Below are 22,052 nucleotides of genomic sequence, written 5' to 3'. Positions count from 1 at the left end.
TCCTGTTAGAATTTATTATGATTATACGCCATCTTAGCGAAAATATTATTAATCAAATCGCCGCCGGTGAAGTTATTGAACGACCAGCAAATGTTGTCAAAGAACTTGTTGAAAACGCTATTGATGCTGGTGCAACACGCATTGAAATTATTACAGCAAATGGTGGAAAAAATTTTATAAAGGTGAGTGATAATGGTTATGGAATTCCTGCAGATCAATTAACTTTAGCAGTTTCTCGCCATTGTACCTCAAAGATTACCGATGACGTACACAATATCTGCTTCCTTGGATTTAGAGGAGAAGCCCTCCCCTCTATTGGTTCTGTTGCTAAACTTAAACTCATTTCACGAACAAAAGATGCTGAGAGCGCTGCTGAAATTTCCGTTACTGCAGGAAAAATTGTAGGACCCAAACCAGCTGCTGCGAATCTTGGAACAATTGTTGAAGTTCGTGATCTTTTCTTTGTCACGCCAGCACGATTAAAATTTATGAAAACTGATCGGGCTGAAACAAATGCTATTAGCGATATGATTAAGCGAATTGCTATCGCATTTCCACATATCCGCTTTTCTCTTTCAGGACTAGACAGAACATCTATGGAATTGTCTGCTACAGAAAATAATATTCAAGGACAATTACAACGTATTACGCAGATTATGGGAAAAGAATTCGCCCCTAATAGCATTGCGCTGAATGCTGAACGCGAAGCGGTGCGCTTAACAGGTTTTGCCTGTTTGCCATCTTTCAACCGAAATAACAGCCTTCATCAATTTGCTTATGTTAATGGACGTCCCGTGCGTGATAAATTTCTATGGGGCGCTATCCGAGGCGCTTATGCTGATGTCATGACACGAGATCGTTATCCTGTCGCTATTCTTTTTATTGACCTCCCACCTGCTGAGGTAGATGTTAATGTTCACCCAGCCAAAGCTGATGTACGATTCCGTGATCCAGGATTAATTCGTGGTTTGATTGTTGGAGCTATTCGTGAAGCATTGCAGCAATCTGGTATTCGTCCTACTTCAACCCGTTCTGAAGCAATGCTTGCTGCATTTCAAACACAACAATCATTAGCACAACAACCATTAGGCAGTTTTAAGAACACGCACCAGTTCTCTTCTTACAGTTCACAACCTCATCATTTTACCAGTGCTTCAATGGTCCAAAAACCATTGGATAGTACTCACTCTTTTGATTTAAAAGAAGATGCCGCTCCTATTATGGAGGGCTTAAATACACCAAGTGGGGATGCATACATTCCAAGCACGACATCTTCATCAGAAGAGTTATCTTATCCATTAGGAGCGGCCAGAGCACAAATCCATAAAAACTATATTATCGCCCAAACACAAGATAGTTTGATCATTGTCGATCAGCATGCAGCTCACGAACGATTGGTTTATGAAGCACTCAAAAACGCACTTTATTCCAAACCACTTCCTTCACAGTTATTACTTATTCCTGAAATTGTAGAACTCTCTGAAGAGGATGCAACATGCCTTTTAACGCATAAAGATGCTTTGCAAAAATTTGGATTAGGAATAGAACCATTTGGACCAGGAGCAATTGTTGTGCGTGAAACACCTTCCATGTTAGGAGAGATCAATGTCCAAGCCCTTATTAAAGATCTCGCAGATGAGGCTGCTGAGTATGATACAACAAATAATTTAAAAGCAATGCTTGATTATGTTGCAGCAACGATGGCCTGTCACGGCTCAATACGGTCAGGGCGCCTTTTACGCCCCGAAGAAATGAACACACTATTACGACAAATGGAGGCAATACCTAATACAAGTACATGTAATCATGGACGCCCTACTTATATTGAACTCAAATTAGCAGATATAGAACGGCTTTTTGGCAGAAAATAAGCCCTTCTTCATTTTTACAAGAAAAATATTTTAAAATTAACTCTCGACTTTATAATATATTTTATGGCACTTTTCTTGAATCTCTTGTATCAAGTAAAAAGGAGTTGTAATGTTTCCCAATGGTGAACGCGAAGCAAAAATTTATTATTCTAATAACGGATATGACATTATAGAATATGGTACCTATACCATTTGTGCTGTTAGCGGGCAAAAAATCCCTATAGATGATTTAAAATATTGGAATCATCACCGCCAAGAAGCATATGCTAGTTGTGAAATCTCCTATCAGCGCGAACTTGAGTGCAACCCATATCTCAAGCAATTGTTAAAAACAAAAGAAAAATAACCCCTCAAAGGCTATAAATTTAGCCTTTGCCTTTTAGACAAGAAAATTCAAGGGAACGTTTTCTAAAGCGGGTTATGACCTCTTCAAGGACCATACGACAGAAGTCTTTTTGAACAAAATCGACATTCACATCAAAGATAATAAGATTTTTCAAATCCTTTTGCATGTGAATTGTCTGTATACGGGTATAATCTTTAGCTGTTGTTGCGAGCCATAAATTGTGCATTTTAGCCTTTTGTATAAGGCTTTTTAAATTTTTATCTGTGAAAAAATAGTGGTCTGGATATATGTAAGTTTGCTCCACATGACCAGACAATTCTTTAATAGATTTAAAAAATTTATCTGGATTGCCAATACCAGCAAATGCCAAAAATGATTTTCCTGAAACCTCATCAGAGGCACTGGCTTTAAGATGAGCACGATATAAAGGCTTTCCAGTACGCGAAACAAAAAAAGCGACATTATCAGGCGCATCGGAGTGACCAATCAATAAAACACTATCCATAAAAGAAAACTGCGTTTTTAATGGTACGCGCAAAGGTCCTGCTGGAAAGACAGCTCCATTACCAAAACCGCGCATCGCATCAACAACGAGTAACGCATAATCCATATAAAGACGGCGACTTTGAAATCCGTCATCCATTAAAATAAGATTACATCCCTCTTGTTTAAGCCGTTGTGCCGCTGCATAACGATTAGGTGATACAGCTACAAAAGCATGCCGTGCAAGTAAAAGTGCCTCATCTCCAACATCGCGTGCATTGTCATATTTTTCATTTACAAGATGTACCCCTTTAACTGATCCACCATAACCACGAGATATAATACCAGGTACGAAACCAAGTTCTTTAGCCACTTTTGTAAAAGCAATAACAACCGGCGTTTTACCCGCACCACCACATGTAAAATTTCCAATACACAAAACTGGCAGATCAATCACGGGAGGCTGTCTTGTCATAAAACGACTTGAAAAATAACCATACCCCCATGAAACTGGAGCTAACACAAAACGCAAAAAGCTTTTATTTTTCCACCAAAAACGAGGGGCGCTAATATGCATATCTACCCTGACGCTGACGTAAACCTGTTTGTATTACAAGGGGTTGTAAAAATGGATCTAAAATCTTTAATGTGCGCTCAAATGCACCTGCCATACCTGTTGCCACTTCATGAGCCTTATCAACCATTTCTTGCCGCAATGTTTCATTTGTTAAAAGCTTATACACCTGAATAGCAAGCTGTTTTGTATCTTGAACCATATATGCTGCATCACGCGTTAGAAATTGTTTGAACATCTCTTGAAAATTTGAAACATGAGGCCCTGTCAAAATAGCGGAACCAAGCAAAGCCAATTCCAATGGATTGTGTCCACCATTTCCACATAACGATTTACCAACGAAAGAAACTTTCGATAAGCGAAGGAAAAGTCCCATTTCTCCAATGGTATCTCCCCATAAAATATCGGTATTCATGTTTGGAACAGCATCTCTACTCCTACGAATAAAACTTAACCCCTTATTATCGCATTTTCTGATAAGATCTTCTGAACGTTCTGGATGACGAGGCACAATAATTGTTAATAAATCTGGCAAATAATTTTTAACAATTTTATGGACCTCAAAAGCAATCTCCTCTTCCCCTTCATGCGTTGAAACAGCTGCCCAAACTGGGCGATTGCCGATAGCATTACGATAACGTGCAAGCAATTCTTGATTTTCAACCAGAAAAACATCAGCCTTGAGATTACCAGAAAACGTAACAGATTTTACGCCAAGTGTATGGTAATAAGCTACATCTCTTTCATTTTGACCAATCGCCAAATCAATATCCTTAAAAATATGTTTGGCAAGAACACGTCGTTTTTGCCAAGCTTTAAAAGAACGTTCAGACATATGGGCATTAACCAAAATCTGCGGAATACGCATTTTTGCAAGTTCTTTAATACGAAGAGGCCAAATTTCTGATTCACAAATTAAGACGAGATCAGGCTTCCAATGACGAATAAAACGGCGCACTGCAAAATCTAAATCCAAAGGAGCATATTGATGAATCAACCTATTACCAAAATATTTTTTCACAAGAGTAGAAGATGTCACCGTCCCAGTTGTCATTAATACATTGATTTCCAATGATAAAATATAATTTATAAGTGGAACAAGTGCAAGTGTTTCTCCAACACTTGCTGCATGCAACCAAACTAACGAACCTTGGGGGCGTATATGAGAACTTTTACCTAAACGCTCTTTTTTGCGACACCACTCTTCTTTTCCACGAATAGCACGAAAGAACAAATAAAAAGGAATAACAGGACATAAGCAAAAACCAATCATTCGATAGCTTAAAAGAGCCGTATGTGCCTTTAATTCTACCATTTAAAATCACCTCATCCAGCTATTTTAAGATATCTATATACTTATTTTGTTAAAAAATTCATCAACACTATTGGTTGCATCCATATTTTTTAATATCATTCATATCTTAAATAAAAAAAGCTTAATCCATGAGAAAATTCAATACATATACACATTATTTAAATCTCTTTTAATTAAATTTTGTAACTTATATCGATTTTATCACTTCATTCTGCACCCTATAAAAAATCTTACTCAAAAATAACAAAACTACATTTCAGTCGATTATAATTTTTAAAATATAAATGATAAACCTATGACATAGATTGTATCAATTTTTTCAACTCACTGAATAAATACTTCTTATGATTTTAATGAGACTTTGAATTTTGCACGTTGGTATTTTAGAGAAAAAGCTTATTTTTACATATGTTAGGTATTGTCAATTTTTCAAAAAAATAACCCATATAGACATTACAACCTAATATAAATACAACAAATAAAATGTGTTTAAAAGAAAGCTCAATCTCTATTATTTCATTTCAATAAAATGAATATGTCAAACTAATCTTAAAAAACTTTTGAATAGTATAGAGTTCTCATTTTAAATTGTGATATAATCTCTTAAAGGTAATCCAGAAAAATCTAATCTTGTTTAATAGAGAATTTCTTAAAAGTCTTAAAGCAATTTAAATAAGAGTTTTCAAAATTTTAAATCCTCTCTTTTCAGGAGGTCGCAATGATATATTATTCCTTTTAAGATTGTATATAATCAACACAAAATGATTAACTTATAGATTTTAGTTTTAAATGAGTACTCAAGAAATCCTTATGAGGTAAGTTAACTTCATAAATCTATTCAGTTTCTCTAAGTTTCTAATTTTGGTAAAGTTTCTAACGACTTTCATGGTTTCTAAGCTTATAGTAATAACTCGTTGAAAAAATTCCAATAGATAAGTAACGAGTGCTAATAATCTCAACAGAGTAATAATTGCTATCATTAATAATGCTACTCTTTTTATTAATCTTAACGCATTAGTGTCTCATACCCCATTCAAAAGCAGAGTGACTATTCACAATATAATCATAAACTTCGAGTGATAGCTGTCATGATAATATTGCTGTTGTAAATAGGTTGATAGAAACTGTCTTGCATTTTTATTAAGCGTAAAGATGGTGGTGCAATAATGGATTTTATACCTTGCACGATTAGAAGGAATGGGAGTGATATCGACTGATCAAAACTACAGTGGACCACGGCGTTCGCGGCCTTTTGACCGGCATCGTAGCGGATTTGTTTTAGCGGAGGGTGCAGGTCTGTTTGTTATTGAAAAATTATCTAACGTATTGGCGCGGCAGCGTGAGCCGTTGGCCTATTTATTGGGTTACGGCGGTGCACTTTGCACACAGCATATTGTAGCGCCGCATAAAGATGATCTCGAAATGCAACTGTCGATGGAGCGGGCCATCGAACATGCGGATGTTGACCGTACCGCTATTGATTTTGTGAATGCACATGGGACATCGACAGTACAAAATGATCAGCACGAAGCCAGTGCAATCAGAACGGTTTTTGGCGCGCACAACCCGGCGATTGTGGCGACAAAATCTTGGCACGGGCATCTGATTGCTGCTGCCGGTGCGATGGAAATTTTGGGTGTACTGGTTTCTTTTCGGAACAATGTTTTGCCCAAAATTTTGAATTGTGATGAAATCGATCCTCAATTGCCCGCTGGTATTGCGCTTGTGAGGGAGCATCAGTACCGACCGCTTAAATACGCATTGAAAAACTCATTTGGTATGGGCGGTGGCGCAAGCAGCTTGGTTTTAGGGAATCCACAATATCTGTAAGGGACACCTCATGCTAACAATATATTCCTTATTAGAAAGAAACTGGCAAGTGATTTGTCATCACAGTCATTATTCGGCAGAGGATGTCAGCATGATGACAAAAGGGTGTGCAGATACAGTAGTTAGATATTGTCGTGATCGCCCGCAAGGGGAGCAAAATAAGCTGTTTGTTTTTGTGATTAGAAATAATTTCGAAGGCATGATTAGCTATTTTGTTGCGTCTGTGCTAAAATTGAAAGCTTGGATCGTCAGTATTCATGATTTAGACATTGTTGATATACTGGTTGATGCTGATTGCATTGCGGCTGTTGTAATGAGCCATGAAGTCAGGGATATTAATATCATCAGTCACCGGATTAATATCGCGTTTGATCACTGTCTTTCAACTGTGAACGAAAATCTGGCTGATTTTACAGCATATCCGTGCGCGCATTTCTATTTTTGTACCTCCGGAACAACCAGTAAACCCAAGTTGATTCAATATCATGAAAATATTCTGATTGAGAATGCCATCGCGGTGAGCCAATCTCTTGGACTAAGTAATGAAGATTGCTCATGTGTTATTTCCCAGTGCAGTATATGTATGGTCTCTCTACTATGCTATGTGCCTTCTTATCGGATAGCAAACTGGTATTTGAAAAATTTCAAATAAGTAATATTGGTGAACTCGTTTCGCACTATAGCATTACCAACTTGCCTTTAATCGGTGACTGGATGCTGGTAGTAAGCGACAATTTTTACCAAAAGCCGAATCCATGTGCAAAATATCTTGAATGCATCCGATCGTTTGCTCACCGTACAAGCATCGGGTATCCTCTCATCATGTACGACGTTATGGAATAACTTCGGTCAGACCGAATCCGGACCGCGCTTGTTTCATAATAAGATCTGTTCGCTACACGATTGAAAGAACCAGTAAATATGGCGTTGTAGCGCCGGGTAAGGCTTTGGTGAGTGATATAAAAATTGATTTGCGCCCCATTGATCGGGCGGATGCTTCTGATTCAGTGCGCCGTACGTTTTATAAAACGCCTTTCGCGTGTGATGGTTATGTTGATAGTTCCTTGCAATTAAAGCCGCGTGATGAATGGTTTGATTCCGGCGACCTGTTTGTTAAAGATGAATCCGAATGCTATTACTGGATAGCCAGAGCCGTTAATGAATTTAAACACAATGGTAAGTTTATCCCAGTTCAACTGATCTCAAATGACATTATTAAGTATGCCGGATGTTTAAGGCATTACTTTTCAAAAGCACAGAACGGCGATCTTTATCTCAACCTTGATATGTCGGCAAATAGTGAGCAGGTTAAAGTCGTTACTAAACTATTGACTGATAAATGGTATCAGTATGCATTTAAAGTAAATATCAGAAAAATTGCCACGACAAATACAGGGAAAATAAAATGTACCGTGTAGATAAAGCTCATGGTATGAGCAGAGTGTATGTTAATCGCCGTGCAAACAATTATCTGTGCATTGTGAGCCATTCTTTTTATACCTATTTTTTAGCTATTGATAGGCTTCATCGTTATTTGCCTGTATCGACGAGACGTACATCGAGAGTGATATTGCACCGTGAAATGGCGAAGGTACTTTTTATCGATATATTTAAACGGATTTTGCCAGATGTAAAGATGTCACACAGTTCTGTGAGCCATGGACGGAGTAAAAGTATTATGTTGCTTAATAATGATCCGCGGATTCAGTCTGTCGTGGTTGATATCGAATTTATTGAGAAAAAAAACTACCGAGGCCATTTATGCTAGATTACTGTGAAAAATGCGCGAACTTTCCAGAAGGGCAGGTGCTGGATAATCGGCTATGCACCACAATATTTAGCTGCATGGAGAGCTTGTATAAGGCATTATGCGCCATCTCGGCGTGTACTTTTGATATAAATGATTACTTTTTAGTTGAACATGACAGGACGCGATGTGTTTTTCGGTACGTTGGGAATACATTTGTGTTTAAAGGGATGACGTTTATTTGTAACTGCTATTATCTTTGTCAATCTGTGATAACCGTTGTTTTGCTGGATGCATGTTTGCAATCAATTATTTTAGATGACCTCTTATATGAGGACGTAACCGTTTCTATACCCAGTTAGTTTTTAACGAGTTTATGGCAATGCCATAACTAGCTTCATTTAGAGGAATATGTGATGAATGATTTACTGGTAAATATCACCCCTGAGCACTATGAAAGGTATGCTACTGAAGGTACATCACCGTGGAATGCGTATTTGATGGAAAGAGTTCTGGAAGAAGCATCTGGTGTTACTTCTGCGAAGAAAAAATTCTCGATATTGGCATGGGAACTGGCCACATGCTTTTCAAGCTTTACCGCTCCCAAAAACTCACAGACTATTTCTTTTACGGGGTTGATATTGATCCCCGTATGGTTCAGTTTTGTGTTAAAAAATGTACCGAGTTAAAATACCAGCATGCATTCAACATCATTGAAGCCAGCGTCAGCAATTTACCGTTTCCCGATAACTCCTTTTCAATGATTTATGCCCGTTCCGTAATTCATCACTGGGCTGAACCTAAAAAAGGATTACAGGAGTTGTGCCGTGTTTTAGATCGCGGCGGTCGTATTATCATCCATGAACCCCTAGCTGATGCAGAAGAAACAGCACTGGGTGTTTTTAACCAATCACGTCGTGAATGCGGTGTGGCAGCTATGTCCACAGAAGAAAAATTCACATTAGCCGGTATCACCGATTTTTTATATGGCTGCGATCTTAGTGAGATGAGCTGGACAGTGAGACGTGGAGAAGGTCTAGCAGCTCTGGGCTGTGAAATTTTCATTAAAAAGGTCTGAGTTATCATGGATTATTTCTGTGCTGAAATGTATGCAAAAATGCAACCACGTATAACGGCAATAACTGGCTGCCATGCACTCGATTACATTGCTTTTCGCGATTCGGTTAGGATAAGTACACGCGTTTATTCGACCACTGGTGATAGTGGTTCTTTGACTCAACTGGACTCTACGGCTGAACACTTACCCATGCTGCTTGGTGCTACAAGCGGCACCACCGGGGCGATGAAAATGGTCAGCGTTCGTCTAAAATCCAGTAAGGAAGCGGTCAGCTCATCAGAGCATAATTTAATTCGTAACCTGCGCGCGCGGCAATTTTTTTCCCCAGGGGATGTTGTTGGCAACCTGTTTACGATTAATCTGTTTTCATCTTTACACTACTTGGCGTGTGAAATTGTAAAACATTGCCGTGCACATGTCGTGCCGGTTGGCGATATGCCCTGCTGCTGAAGAGTCATTTCGAGTTTCTGGCTGAAATACGGCTCTCGGTACTGTTTGGCGTGCCCAGCACCATCGTTCAGTTCGTTGAAGCTATGCTCAGCCTTGGGGTTCCACTGGCAATTAAAAAAGTGCTCTTTACCGGTGAATCGATGCTGGGTGTGCATGAAAACTATCTGCGCGAGATGCTGGGCGCCGATCTGCGGATAATTGGTTTATATGGTTTGTCGGAGTGCGGTTTCATTGGTATGTCCTCCGAAGGGCGGCTTAATCGGCACCTGCTCTTCAGCGATGATTTTTTCTTTGAATATGAAGATAAGAGAGGGCTGCTAGTGACATCGCTGGATCCCGATGTCTCGCGCAAACTTATCAGATATTCCGTGGGCGATATGGGCACATTATCCGTTGAAAATGGTGACCTCTATTTTGAAGGTATTAAACGCAATGCTGTTGATTTTAATTTCATGGGAAATTTGATTAGCCATGAAAAAATATTCAAAATTATTAATCGAAGATTGCCCGATGTGATTGTTCAAATTGTATTGTCTTTATCCGCGGATAGACAAGAGATTATGGATATTAAAATCTGCTGCGAAGTATTTCACAACCTTGATTTGTCCGAACTAACTGAGGAAATCTATCATTTGTCGGATATTTATGAAGCCTATATGAAAAAGCGCGGGCGTATTAACCTCACCCTCGTCGAATATAGCGATTTGCTTTTCTCATCCAGAGGGAAATGCCTGCTAGTTTATGACGCAAGGGAGTCCTGTAATGCAACTTGATAATTTGTGTAATGAAATTGTATCAGGGAATTCGCATACGATAAATGTCAACATAAGGTTTTATAGCGTGTCACCGGAGCAGCAGGAGTAAATCACGTCAGATGATGTTATTGATAATTATGATTTAGATAATAACGTATTGTTTATTCGTGGATGTAATTTGATTGATATTGCCGATGAAAACCTTTATTTGCAGAACGCATGGTTTGCACTGACCGGCAACCTTCTTAATGAAGAACAGATGGATCGGCTGATTCAGAATGCTAGCGCCGAACTGCAAAAGACGAACCCTACAGCCAAACTGCAGGCGATGCATCAACTGATCAATGCATTGCCATCTTTGAGTTTAACGCAGCGCTTTATGATGTTATTATCGCAAGTTGAGGTTTCGGCGGCTCAGGGTAAGGTCATGGCTCCCGTAAGCGACGGTGGTTGTCTTAAAATTATCTTGCTGATGCCGCGGATTATTGCATTGGCGCGCTCTTCCCAACAGTTTTCCGATTCGCCGGAGATCGAAAATTGCAATACCTTTGAGCGTGCTTTGTGGTTAGCATTAACTAGCAAGGAAGCTTCTTCCGACTGGGATATTGATATGCTTTGCCGGTGCATGTCTCTACTGCTGGGCGGGTTTGGTATTGTGACACCCACAACCACCACGATAAGATTTATTGCCAGTACCAAGAGCGACGTCATTTCTGCACTAATCGGTGAGTTTTGTGCCACTGGCCCCGGCGCATATGGGAGCCTGCAAATATGCTATCATGCGACTTTCTAGTGTCCTCCATGAGATTGAAGCCGGGAATCTTGAGGCCGGCGGTAACGCATTATTGCAAAGACAAACCCTGGCTAGGGTTTGGTCACCCGATTATGCAACGGGATGTCCGAGTTGATTTCTTTTTTTCACGCTTTCAGATGCCTATGCGCCCCTTCAGTTCGCTTGCGCGATCTATTTCGGACAATACAGGACTGCAACCCAATGTCGATTTTCTAATTGCAAGCATCATGAGCAAACATCGGGCTTCTCCTGAGCTGGGATTGTTGGCTTTTTTCGTTTGTCGTATGCCGATACTTCTCGCGCACTATCAAGCGCGGTTTAGTGCTCATTCCTTCGGTTTATCATCAAAGGATTTAAGAAAAAAATATAAAAAAGTCCCCAAATTATGGCTATAAAGCATCGCACCGAGCCAAATTTCTTGAGTATATGTCAGAGTATCACCTTAACCGCACCGATGCGTGCTTGCGGGCAAATCAATATTTCTCACTGGAATTTAGCCCATAACTATTTGAAACAGGGCTTGTTACTCGAAGCCTTGCATCAGTTTTCAGTTCGATTCGCCACCGTGGTGGCTAAAAACTCGGATCTCACTTATCGCTATCTCCCTGTCATGGTTGAACAGTTTTTCTCTACCACCCATTTTGATAGCGATCGGTTATGCGTTGAAGGACATATTGAACGCATTAATGAGGCCTACCGTATTCACTGTAAGGCTAGCACATATGACAATGGAAAGGCCGTTATTGCGCAGGCAATCATCATGGTCAGTAAGGTCTGCTTCTTTAGCTCGTGTTCTGAGAAAGCCGCTCTTCCATTACTAGGCGATTTATGTAAGATTTCTTCCGTAACCGGAGATTCTTGTACTTTTTCCTTTAATGCGCATCACCCGCTTTTTGAGGAACATTTCCCCTCCCACGCCGTATGTCCTGGTTCACTATTGATTGAGATGGTTCTGGCTTTGGCCACGCAGGGTAGGGCGAAAAATATCGCATCTGTTGCGCTGAAAAAAGTAAAGTTCATTGAAGCAGTTTATCTGGGAGATACCTATCAGTTGACCATTAAACAGGATACAGAGTGTGAACCGGGTGGCGTTTTTTATATTCATACGGAAACTAAAAAACGAAGCACTTGCGGTAAGTTTTCTATCAAATATAAAAAGGAGGATGCGCCATGTTTAACATAATAATCTCTTTTATTCCGTGGAGTATTTACTCCTGGGTTATCAATGGAAACGTTTTAACTCTGGTCGAACGCTCTCTCATCTTAACTGTGCTTTATCATTCATTCTGTTGATGATGTGTTGCGTAATGAGTTTGGAAAAAGCTTGGGGTCACGAGGAGTCTCCATTCTCGACCCTTTTACGGGAACGGGAACCTTTATCACAAGGCTATTACAATCCAATCTCATCAAACCAGAGGATATGGAATATAAATTCCGTCATGATATCCATGCCAATGAAATTGTTTTACTTGCCTATTACATAGCAGCGATTAACATTGAATCGACCTATCATAGTATCATGAAAGGTGAGTATATCCCTTTTAAACATATTGGTTTGACCGATACGTTTCGGATGCTTGAAGAGAAGAATCTGCTGCAAAAATTATTTAAAGAAAACAGTGAATATTTAGAACATCAAAAGAAACTGGATATCGAGGTTATCTTTGGTAACCCTCCTTATTCGGTAGGACAAAAAAATGAAAATGATAATGCAAAGAACACTCCCTACCCGATATTAGATAAACGGATCAGTGAAACTTATGCGGCTCAATCTAAAGCAAGTAATATACGAGCGCTTTATGACAGTTATATACGTGCTATTCGTTGGGCGAGTGACCGTATTCATAATGCTGGGGTAATCGGTTTTGTTTCTGGTTCAAGCTATATAGAAAAGCCAGCAATGGATAGTTTACGAAAATCTTTAGCCAAAGAATTTACGAGTATTTATGTACTTAATTTACGAGGTGATATCCGTAAAAATATGATGAATAAAAATAACGCTCAAGAAGGTGAGAATATTTTCGGCAATGGTAGTATGACGGGTATTGCCGTAACATTATTTATCAAAAATCCGAATGCTATTGGACCTTGTAAAATTTATTATCATGATATTGGAGATAATCTTTCTACCGAAAAAAAACTTGAGATGCTTCAATACCTTGGTAGTGTTGGTGGTATTACACTTGAAAACGGTTGGAAAATAATTACACCAGACAAGTACGGTGATTGGATCAATCAACGTGATGACAGTTTCAAGACATTCCTAGCTCTAGGTGTTAAAAAAGGGGATGATAAAAAGCTATTTGAAACTTATTCTCGCGGTATTATGACGAGTCGGGATGCTTGGGCATACAATTCAAGTCGTGAAACTCTCGCGAAGAATATGAGTAATATGATTGCTTTTTACAATAGTGAAGTGGAGCATTTTAATGGTGCTTATACACATAATGACGGTAAAACACGTACTAAAACTGTAGACAATTTTGTTAATGCTGATGAAAGAAAAATAAGTTGGAGTCGCGCTCTTAAACAAGAATTGGCAAAAGGAAAGAGCTTCAAATTTGAAGAATCTTATCTCATGCAAAGTCTTTATCGTCCATTTGCACAACAATGGCTTTATTATAATCGCAGCTTTAATGAAATGGTTTATAAAATGCCGCATATATTTCCGATAGGACGAGCGGTTGAAAATAAGGTAATACAAATTTCAGGCATGGGAACTCAATCAGGTTTTTCTGTTTTGATAGCTAAGTCTATACTTGATCTTCATGTTGTGCATAATGGTCAATGCTTTCCACGCTATATTTACGAAGACACTCTAGTTTCAAAAAATAAAAGTGAAAAACAATCCCATTTATTTGCAAATTCTACAGAGAAAAACACAACATCTGGTTTACAGAGACGTGATGCCATTACTGATGAGGAGCTAGCACATTTTAAAGCCGCTTATCCTAATGAAAAAATCACTAAAGATGATCTATTCTATTACGTTTACGGTTTGCTTCATTCGGAAGATTATCGCTCTCGTTATGCTGATAACCTCTCTAAAGAACTGCCTCGTATCCCTTGTGTAAAGAGTGCTGATGACTTTTGGAAATTTGTAACAGCAGGACGTGAACTAGGTCATTTGCATGTGAATTATGAAGATGTAGAACCTTATCCAGTGACCTTTAAAAAGGGTAATCCAAAACAGACAGAGATCTCTAATCCCGAAAAATTCTATTACGTGACTGAAATGAAATTCGCAAAAGCAGATAAAGAGAAAGATAAAAACACTGTTATTTATAATAGCAATATTACCATAACAGATATCCCTCTTGAAGCTTATCAGTATATCGTCAATGGCAAGCCCGCTCTTGAATGGGTTATGGGGCGTCAATGCGTAAAGACTGATAAAAAGAGTGGCATTGTTAATGATGCCAATCGTTATGCTGTTGAAACCATTGGCAACCCTGCCTACCCTCTAGAGTTATTTCAGAGGGTTATTACCGTAAGTTTAGAGACAATGAAAATCGTTAAGAACCTACCAAAATTAGAACTAAGAGAAACTGAATAACTTATAAAGCATGTTCACATGATAGGCATGCTAAATTCACAAGGGGTATAGAGCTTATAACCATAATCTATACCTCTCTTGTTAAGTTGATTACATACAATCTTTAAAAAGAGTGCTTATATGCGTTATTCTAAAAAGAAGAAACTTGCACTTTTAGATACTTTTATTTGGATTGCCTTTAAGACTTTTAAGAAACCCTATCTAAAGTGAATTAAATTTTTTTACATTGCCTTTAAGAGGTTATACCGTAATCTAAAATGATAGCTTTGTTTAAAGAGAGTTATGTATATTCATTTTCTTATATTACTTATAGGTTTTGAAGGTTTCTCACACCCTCAAAATACCTTCAAAAATCCTTTTTATATATATTACAGATTGTATTTACGTGTTGTGTGTAATATGGATTGTTTATTTAAAACATTAACATATTGAAATATAATAACTTTTATTTTTTGATTGAAAAATAATATATAAAGGGGCGTAAAAGGAACCCTCAAAATACTCAAAATCTTCAAAACTCATAACCATAATGATCTTGATAGCACTTCTTATGAGTTACAAACTATCTTTTGAAAGGCTTTAAAGGAGCATATGCTTTTCATAAAGCACATTTTAATCACTCACTAAAATAATCTATTTTGTCAATTCAATTTACTGACACATAACTGACAAATATATATTTACAGTTGTATTTATGGGGTGTATCTTAATAAGGATTGTATCATTAAAATACTAACATATTGAAATATAATGTTTTTAATTTTCTCTCATTAAAAAAAATAATATAGGCTCTAAAAAGAACTGACAACACTGACACGGTCTATTAAAAGGGATTTTGCTAATCTTTATAATGATCAATCTCTTTTTAGATGTTTTCATAACAAGAAATAAATCGCAATTATCCTATTTATCAACTAGTTGTATAACATCATCTAAGGTATAAGTTTTCATGAATCTTCCCCTGCATACTCTTTAATTCTTTTGCAGAGAAATTCATAAAAATTACTTGCGTAATATTCAGAATCTTCAGATGTATACTTGAGATAGAGTGGGCATTCACCATCCCGAAACTGCTTATAATCAAAATAAAAGGTTTCACCAAAATCAGTTGTGCAGATAACAAGTTGTTTGGGGTCCGTAAAGCCATCTCTTCTATCGAGCAAATTTCGGTAAACAATATCACCAGCAGGAATACCTGCACAGATTTCATAAATACTGAATATTTCTTCACCTCCAATTTCTCCTCCTCCATAATTTTTTAAAAAATTCTTATAGGAAGAGGTAAATTGTAAACCAAGAGTGTTCTCAGCTGTTTTAATCCGTACATCATCAGGGGCATTATCTTGAGTACCAAAATTAATAACATGACTATGCATATCAACATATTGTGCAACATCTGATAAAGTATAACTTTTCATAAATTTTTCTCCATAAGTCACAGCGTGTTTTTACTCATAATGAGTGCTCCTAATGATCAATCTTTTTCTACTATAGCCAATGGAATTGAGATGAGATTGATAAAATCATAAGAGATATGTTCTTGACGGAGCTCTTTTCTCATCTGTCTCTGTACAATCATCTCGCATTTACAATATATGATGGAATTAAAGGAGGTGATCATTAAAGTTTAGAGAGCGCCTTTTAGGGATATTATTTCAATATTTGCAATAATTACTCTTTCTTTTTTCCTACTTAGGAATTTTTTTTTGAAATCCAACAAATAACTTTTCTGATAAAATTTGTCTTTGGATTCATAGGAGCAACCAAACTCCTGCCTTGATAAAATGAGTAGAGAACCTCAACGAGAGGACTATCTTGTTCTTGTGTCACAGGATGTAACATAATAGGTCTAAAATCGACTCCAATAGGTGCTCTTCCTGATACCATTCTTTCCACATTTGTACCCGTTACTATCTGTCCTTCTTCTTTCCAAGAAGAAACTGTTTCGGGCTCAAACAGTTCATCTTCCTGATAAACTTTTTGACTTTTAAATTCCACCGGCTCAGCTGCCCCCATACTTTTTTTCTTTATCCATTTCATGATTCATAATCCCCTCAATTTTTTCAAAATAATCAATTTATTCTTTGTTCTAAATAGACTTAAATAAACTCTCCTTCCAAGAGCGAGGTTATTCCTCGCTAGAAAGCTCTGAGTGATCATCAAAATCTTTTGCTACCCGTTCAATCAAAGCGTAGCTCACTTGCTTCACCTTTGCTACTTCTTTGGCTAAAGCTAATGCACGTTCAAGGTGGGTTTTGTTGATGCTTTCGTCAAAGCCTAGGTGATCACCTGCCGTAAAGCTTTGCTGATAAGATTGTAAGGTCTCAATATTGCCCAATAAGGCAAGAGCGCCAAGATGAAGCAAAGCATAATCCGTATCATCTGCTTTAGACGTTGCATCCCGTTGCCAAGGAGAAGTGCCATAATCAAAGCGTAGCCTTTTAGAAAGGTCAATGTCTGTTACCGCCCATTCTAGCGCATCATCAAGCGCCTGTGTTAAACGATCCGTAGTGACCTCTGGTTCAAAGATTTCCAATCCCTTGGCTTCAAAATTAAGCTGTATATCTGGAATATCTTCCGTGTAGGTAGGATCAATGAATTTACAAGCAGCGGAAAGAATGCCCGTGCTAATCAAAAAGGCGCTATCAAATTGCGGACAATCTTTGGCAATTTCGTCGTTATAAAGAATGTCTACTTCACGATCAGCCAATTGATAGCTTGCCATATGATCATTCTCATTGATTTTCTCGGTTGACCAACCTAAGCTTTTCAAAAGTGCATGAGCACTTTCCATGGTGAGACGATCATCATTGTCATCCACTTCCTCTGCCACTTCAACAGAAGTTGTTTTAGAAGCAACAGATGCTATTTGCGGATCCAAGCTCAAAATCGGTGCATTTTTCGGAAAACCTGCTCGATAACCCCGTGCAAGAGTGAGGAGATTATCAATTCTATATTTTGAGATTTCTTCCACAAAACCTAAAGAATTTCCCTTTCTAAAATTCTCCTTATAAGATTTGAGCTTTTCAACATCCCCAATCAAAACAAGCGCAATAAGGTGACGCGCTACAAGATCAAGTTCACTGTCTGGGGAAAAAGCCGCATAATCATAAATGATTTGATTAACATTTTGCCGATCTGCCCATTCAAGTATATCTGTACAAATCTCCTTTAGCTTGCCTCTATCCAATTCAGTACTAGAAACTGTATAAACTTCTTCTGCTTCTTTGAGGGCTATATATTGAGGCATATTATAGAAAATCTCTTTATGAGCAGAGGAAAAGCCAAGTGTTGAAAGTGAAGCCTTAAATACAACAATCGGCTCTTCTTCATCACTTTGAAGGTTATACATTATATTGATGATACGGTCTTTACTTACAAAATAAGCATTGCGATCATAGTTCTTATCTCGATAAACTGTCCACCCCATCCTTTTTAAGTCTTCAGAAACTGTATTAAGAAAAGACAAATCTTGCAAACTAAGACGATCATCTATGGCTTTTCGCTCATTAAAGATTTTCAGATGTTTTTCAGAAAATTCAACGGCATGGTTAACATATTTTTCTACGTCATCATCATCCAAATGTTCAGAAATCGTACCTGCTTTTAGAAAACTTTGATAAGATTTCAGGATATCAATTCGACCTGTCAACGCTAAACAAGCCAAATGCCAGACTATATCTATATTGTAGCTATACTTTTGAACACGTGTTTTGCTTTCTATTGATGCTTGTAAATCTTGGGCGCGTGCCCATTGTATTATCCGCTCAGAGATTTTTATCAAATCTTCCTCATTCAACGTCTCTACACAAATATCAATCCCTTTATCAAAACCGCTAAAAATCCCTCCCCCAATCGTATTAAAAGACTGATAAATATCCGTAGGTCGTATCCAATTATATTCTCCCCTATAGTGAATATACTCGCAAGCTACAGAAATCTCTTCGTTAGAGATCTCAGCTTCAAGACGGACATTGTAATTGTTATGGAGATGTACAAAACCAAAATCAAACTGAATAAAGCGATCTGGCAAAGAGAGCCACATTTTTCCAGGTTCCGTAGAAAACCACCCTTGGGTTTTAAGAATACGGCTTGCTGCAGTAAGGCTTATCGAGCGCTGTTTGGGCTTTTTACGCGTTAGAATATCGTCTAACTCCCCATTTGTATAAGCTTGCGCAAAAAGAATGAGGCGCTCATACCGCGTCATCGCTTTGTAATCTGCAAATTCTGGTACATGTAATTGAGGTGCCGGCTTATCAGACCTTAAAGCATCAATATCGCCAAGCAATGCTTGTGCAACAGCAGAATGATTGGCGGCTTCTTCACGCAATTTTTGTTCAATATTCTGCGTTTGTGCCCAAAAGATTACTTTGTTTAAAACAGCTTCGATATGACTTTCTGAAAGATTCTGTGCCACAATTCCGAAATTTTCTTCTGCATAAATCAACGTATCACCATATTCATAGCGCGACTGTTCGCCATTATCATATTCCTCAGCAAGACAATAAGCGGCGGTGGTAAGAGCAACTGATAGCCGCAACCTTCCACCATCCTCTCCATAATCTACAACATCATAGAGAATGCGTATTATACGATCGGAGAAATGATAATAAGCAAATGTATTTCCAACTTCATCGCGATAAATCTCCCAGCCCAATCTTTTTAAAATCTCTGTTACGTCTTTCGTTTTCATTATGCTTCACTTCCCTTTTAAATAGCTTGGATGTCGATCAACTCCATGGTGCAGTGTCCCCTCATTCCACTTCTTATCTAGCTGATTTTTAGCCCAATTCTTGTTAAATTTATCTAATTCTTTCTCCAATTCTTTTACACTGCCTTTAAAATTATCTATAGTACCTTTAAGATCTTTTTGATATTGATCAAATTTTTCTTTATTTTGCTTAAGATACTTTTCAGCTTCAGAACCACAAAATTTTATGCTTCCTGTTGTTTTACATATTTCTCTTAAACCTTTCTGCCCTTTACTTAATTTGGCTTTACCTGTTTTCGTCTCATCAAACGCTGGTTTTCCATCCTTAATAAATGTGTTATCGGGACGTGTTCTTACCTTAATTGTGCCTTTATCTGTCGTAATTTCAATTTCAATCGTTAATTCTTTTTCGCTGGGTGAAAATCCTTCCTCCTCTAATTTTTATTTTTTCTCATCGCGTTTTTTGTCATGATGTTCCCTAGCTTTATTAAGTTTTTTACCTTTTCCATCATTGTCATCGTCATTATTGTTTTGTGGGTCTTTAGCATTCGCCTGAGAAGCTTTGTTTTTTTCTTCTTGTGAGTTTTGATTTGTTTTTTCGCTATCTTCTTCTGCATTTTTTGATGCAAACCAATAGGTAAGGAAATCAGCTATAGCGGTTCTATTGTTAGGAGATTGAACAATAGTTGCTCCACCAGCCATAAAAAGAGACAGAGCTGCCAACTCTTGTGGCGTAAGCGACACAATGAACGCTACAGCAGCTGCTACCGCAGGAAGAAAATTATTTTCGGCAGCATTACCTGCGGCATCAGCGCCAGTATTGACATCACCACCAGCAAGGGCAGCAGCAAAGCCCCCCGCTATGCGCGCGATATCAATGGCATGATCATTAAAATCAGAAAACTGTGCTTCAATCTTTGCATTGATACGCGCTTGTTCTTCTGCCGTTGGAACACGACCATCCAATGCTGCTATTTCTTTTTGTATAAAATTTTTGGTCGACAGTTTAAACTGGAGCATAGCAGTGGCTTCGCCCACAGCACCCCCCACAGCACCGGCCGTGCAAGCACCACTCGCAAACAGCGCCTTTTAAGCAGCCAAGACCGGCGTGGGCAACGATCTGCGTGACCGTGTCTATTTTGCCTTCTGCCTTGGCGGTACCGATTTCTTCCGCCAACGATTTGCCAACCGTATCAGACAGGGCGATGCGCAGATTGTTAAAAAAGTTCTTGTCAAGAGAGCCACCCTCAAGAGCCGTTTGAACGCCTGTGCCAATGGCGGCTTTGATCAGGTTCTTTTCCGCTTCACTGGCGATACGATCGACAAAAGGAGCGGTTTTTGGCAAAGATTGTCCAACACCTGCCATTTCCGTTATTTGGCTGGTTAAGCCCGCCGTTAACATCGACGAGACAATGCTGAGAACATTCTTTGAAGAGCCAAGCTCATGCAAGGCGCCGGCAATATTGCCGCGATTGTTAACAAGAGCCACAGCGCTTTTGTTAATCAGCGCTTGGACACCAGCCTGTATCGCCGCATTCATGGCGGTGCTCGAGCCAAGCCCCAAAGCACCGGTAATGGCACTGGCAGCGCCCGAGGCTGCTCCACCCGTAACCGCCGTGACAGCCAATGCCACGAGAGCCGCACCGGCTTCTGTCAGCCCTTGGGCTTTATAATCCCAGTCTTTAAATTCAGCCTTAACTGCTTGCCAATCAACTTGCTTGGATAATTCTGGATCATCACGCAGTTGCTTGATCCATGCCATGCTTGGAGAGCGAGACAATTGCTCAAGGGATTTGTCTAAATCACCGGTTGCCTGATACTCAACAACAAAGCCATCACCCGCATCAAGCTTTATGCCACCCTTAGCATCTATGGTGACATGTTCGATGGTCTCCTTAAGGTAACCTTTATCGCTCTCACTCCACCACACAAGGTTTTCATTACGCTGATAAACATCCTTAAAATCTTGATCCTTGTTGGTGAGAAACTTGATTTTTCCCGTATCTGATGCCAAATGCGTCTGACCACCACTTGATAGCCCTGCCGCATCAAGCGTGAGATCCCCATTTTGCGCATGCATGGAGAGGTTGCCCTCTGTTTCTATCGTGGTTTTGTTTGTAGTAACTTCTGTTGATTGTTGACGAAACTTATTCTTTTGCTTCGATTTGTCGCCTTCTTTGCCCCTCAGATCCAAATCAAAACTGTTAAAATCTTGCTCTGAAATCGCGTTGAGAGCGCCACCACTGGTGAAATCTCCATTGCTCTTGGTTTTAAACTTTCCCTCAAGGTTCAGTTCACCACCTGTGACAATGGTCAAATCTCCATCACTGTTGACTTCTGTCAAACGGTGCTCACTGCTTTGGGCGTTATAATGCCCTTTTTCCAATGTCTCCTTATGGTCACTCTCTAGTACTAATGAACCAAACGTAGCAGAACCATCGACAATCACCGTCATCGGACCGCCACTGCTCCATTGGCCACCAGTCATGCTTAAATCGCCAAGGGAGTGAATGTTTAAATCCTGTATAGAAATGATTTGAGCC

Annotated in this window: 17 protein-coding genes and 2 pseudogenes; 13 read left to right on the top strand and 6 right to left on the bottom strand. The window is 38.9% G+C overall.

Annotation, left to right across the window (positions count from 1 at the left end):
• The first annotated feature begins 17 nt into the window (after positions 1–17).
• Positions 18–1,871: a DNA mismatch repair endonuclease MutL gene (gene mutL, locus ACFIMS_RS01615; protein WP_375613514.1), complete on the top strand. Its 1,854-nt coding sequence runs from the start codon at positions 18–20 to the stop codon at positions 1,869–1,871.
• Positions 1,872–1,980: 109 nt separating this feature from the next.
• Positions 1,981–2,217, top strand: a complete 237-nt coding sequence (locus tag ACFIMS_RS01610; RefSeq protein WP_375612380.1) for a DUF2093 domain-containing protein — start codon at positions 1,981–1,983, stop codon at positions 2,215–2,217.
• Between the two features lie 19 nt (positions 2,218–2,236).
• Here ACFIMS_RS01610 and lpxK read toward each other — a convergent pair whose 3' ends face one another.
• Both lpxK and waaA read right to left on the bottom strand, forming a co-directional pair.
• The gene (gene lpxK / locus ACFIMS_RS01605; RefSeq protein WP_375681464.1) at positions 2,237–3,277 is read right to left on the bottom strand and encodes a tetraacyldisaccharide 4'-kinase; all 1,041 of its coding nucleotides are present in this window, start codon (positions 3,275–3,277) and stop codon (positions 2,237–2,239) included.
• Positions 3,267–4,589: a lipid IV(A) 3-deoxy-D-manno-octulosonic acid transferase gene (gene waaA, locus ACFIMS_RS01600; RefSeq protein ID WP_375638580.1), complete on the bottom strand. Its 1,323-nt coding sequence runs from the start codon at positions 4,587–4,589 to the stop codon at positions 3,267–3,269. Before waaA ends, lpxK begins: the two co-directional genes overlap by 11 nt.
• 1,203 nt (positions 4,590–5,792) lie before the next feature.
• Between waaA and ACFIMS_RS01595 the strand changes: the two genes are divergently transcribed.
• The 11 genes and pseudogenes from ACFIMS_RS01595 to ACFIMS_RS01545 all read left to right on the top strand — a co-directional run.
• Positions 5,793–6,419 carry a hypothetical protein gene (locus ACFIMS_RS01595; protein ID WP_375638579.1) on the top strand — a complete coding sequence of 209 codons (627 nt, stop codon included), beginning with the start codon at positions 5,793–5,795 and terminating at the stop codon, positions 6,417–6,419.
• Positions 6,420–6,429: 10 nt separating this feature from the next.
• Entirely contained in the window at positions 6,430–7,071 is a 642-nt protein-coding gene (locus ACFIMS_RS01590) for a hypothetical protein (RefSeq protein WP_375681465.1), read from the top strand.
• A gap of 298 nt (positions 7,072–7,369) precedes the next feature.
• Complete coding sequence (locus ACFIMS_RS01585) at positions 7,370–7,837, top strand: hypothetical protein (RefSeq protein ID WP_375638575.1); 468 nt, start codon at positions 7,370–7,372, stop codon at positions 7,835–7,837.
• Entirely contained in the window at positions 7,825–8,187 is a 363-nt protein-coding gene (locus ACFIMS_RS01580; RefSeq protein WP_375638573.1) for a hypothetical protein, read from the top strand. The genes ACFIMS_RS01585 and ACFIMS_RS01580 overlap by 13 nt, the downstream gene beginning before the upstream one ends.
• 463 nt (positions 8,188–8,650) lie before the next feature.
• Positions 8,651–9,244, top strand: coding sequence for a methyltransferase domain-containing protein (locus tag ACFIMS_RS01575; protein ID WP_375681466.1), 594 nt, complete (start codon positions 8,651–8,653; stop codon positions 9,242–9,244).
• A gap of 6 nt (positions 9,245–9,250) precedes the next feature.
• Complete coding sequence (locus tag ACFIMS_RS01570; protein WP_375681467.1) at positions 9,251–9,694, top strand: hypothetical protein; 444 nt, start codon at positions 9,251–9,253, stop codon at positions 9,692–9,694.
• 50 nt (positions 9,695–9,744) lie between these two features.
• Positions 9,745–10,467 (top strand): hypothetical protein, encoded by a 723-nt coding sequence (locus ACFIMS_RS01565; protein ID WP_375638567.1) that lies wholly within the window; start codon positions 9,745–9,747, stop codon positions 10,465–10,467.
• Between the two features lie 91 nt (positions 10,468–10,558).
• Positions 10,559–11,242, top strand: a complete 684-nt coding sequence (locus ACFIMS_RS01560) for a citrate/2-methylcitrate synthase (protein WP_375696318.1) — start codon at positions 10,559–10,561, stop codon at positions 11,240–11,242.
• A 92-nt stretch (positions 11,243–11,334) separates the two neighbouring features.
• Positions 11,335–11,637 (top strand): hypothetical protein, encoded by a 303-nt coding sequence (locus ACFIMS_RS01555; RefSeq protein ID WP_375652970.1) that lies wholly within the window; start codon positions 11,335–11,337, stop codon positions 11,635–11,637.
• Positions 11,628–12,425, top strand: coding sequence for a beta-hydroxyacyl-ACP dehydratase (locus tag ACFIMS_RS01550; RefSeq protein ID WP_375638563.1), 798 nt, complete (start codon positions 11,628–11,630; stop codon positions 12,423–12,425). The genes ACFIMS_RS01555 and ACFIMS_RS01550 overlap by 10 nt, the downstream gene beginning before the upstream one ends.
• A 90-nt stretch (positions 12,426–12,515) precedes the next feature.
• Positions 12,516–14,798, top strand: a pseudogene (locus ACFIMS_RS01545) (type ISP restriction/modification enzyme); the annotation flags it as partial.
• A 947-nt stretch (positions 14,799–15,745) separates the two neighbouring features.
• Here the strand turns inward: ACFIMS_RS01545 and ACFIMS_RS01540 are convergent.
• The 4 genes and pseudogenes from ACFIMS_RS01540 to ACFIMS_RS01525 all read right to left on the bottom strand — a co-directional run.
• Positions 15,746–16,216 carry an SMI1/KNR4 family protein gene (locus tag ACFIMS_RS01540; protein WP_375610943.1) on the bottom strand — a complete coding sequence of 157 codons (471 nt, stop codon included), beginning with the start codon at positions 16,214–16,216 and terminating at the stop codon, positions 15,746–15,748.
• A gap of 274 nt (positions 16,217–16,490) precedes the next feature.
• Positions 16,491–16,838, bottom strand: coding sequence for an HNH/ENDO VII family nuclease (locus ACFIMS_RS01535; protein WP_375610944.1), 348 nt, complete (start codon positions 16,836–16,838; stop codon positions 16,491–16,493).
• A gap of 88 nt (positions 16,839–16,926) precedes the next feature.
• The gene (locus ACFIMS_RS01530) at positions 16,927–19,491 is read right to left on the bottom strand and encodes a DUF6990 domain-containing protein (protein ID WP_375681468.1); all 2,565 of its coding nucleotides are present in this window, start codon (positions 19,489–19,491) and stop codon (positions 16,927–16,929) included.
• 774 nt (positions 19,492–20,265) lie between these two features.
• A pseudogene (locus ACFIMS_RS01525) lies at positions 20,266–22,052 on the bottom strand (DUF637 domain-containing protein); the annotation flags it as partial.

It is taken from the genome of Bartonella sp. AP331QHHD (genome assembly GCF_042195905.1).
Classification (GTDB): Bacteria; Pseudomonadota; Alphaproteobacteria; order Rhizobiales; family Rhizobiaceae; genus Bartonella.
The sequence above is the reverse complement of the archived record's forward strand: the minus strand, read 5'-3'. Positions and strand labels throughout refer to the sequence as shown.

Coding starts and splice junctions, on each gene's coding strand:
- ACFIMS_RS01550 (WP_375638563.1), top strand. CDS start 11,628: ATGGCTATAAAGCATCGCACCGAGCCAAATTTCTTGAGTATATGTCAG.
- ACFIMS_RS01535 (WP_375610944.1), bottom strand. CDS start 16,838: ATGAAATGGATAAAGAAAAAAAGTATGGGGGCAGCTGAGCCGGTGGAA.
- mutL (WP_375613514.1), top strand. CDS start 18: ATGATTATACGCCATCTTAGCGAAAATATTATTAATCAAATCGCCGCC.
- ACFIMS_RS01555 (WP_375652970.1), top strand. CDS start 11,335: ATGCAACGGGATGTCCGAGTTGATTTCTTTTTTTCACGCTTTCAGATG.
- lpxK (WP_375681464.1), bottom strand. CDS start 3,277: ATGCATATTAGCGCCCCTCGTTTTTGGTGGAAAAATAAAAGCTTTTTG.
- ACFIMS_RS01590 (WP_375681465.1), top strand. CDS start 6,430: ATGCTAACAATATATTCCTTATTAGAAAGAAACTGGCAAGTGATTTGT.
- ACFIMS_RS01540 (WP_375610943.1), bottom strand. CDS start 16,216: ATGAAAAGTTATACTTTATCAGATGTTGCACAATATGTTGATATGCAT.
- ACFIMS_RS01530 (WP_375681468.1), bottom strand. CDS start 19,491: ATGAAAACGAAAGACGTAACAGAGATTTTAAAAAGATTGGGCTGGGAG.
- ACFIMS_RS01580 (WP_375638573.1), top strand. CDS start 7,825: ATGTACCGTGTAGATAAAGCTCATGGTATGAGCAGAGTGTATGTTAAT.
- ACFIMS_RS01610 (WP_375612380.1), top strand. CDS start 1,981: ATGTTTCCCAATGGTGAACGCGAAGCAAAAATTTATTATTCTAATAAC.
- ACFIMS_RS01570 (WP_375681467.1), top strand. CDS start 9,251: ATGGATTATTTCTGTGCTGAAATGTATGCAAAAATGCAACCACGTATA.
- waaA (WP_375638580.1), bottom strand. CDS start 4,589: ATGGTAGAATTAAAGGCACATACGGCTCTTTTAAGCTATCGAATGATT.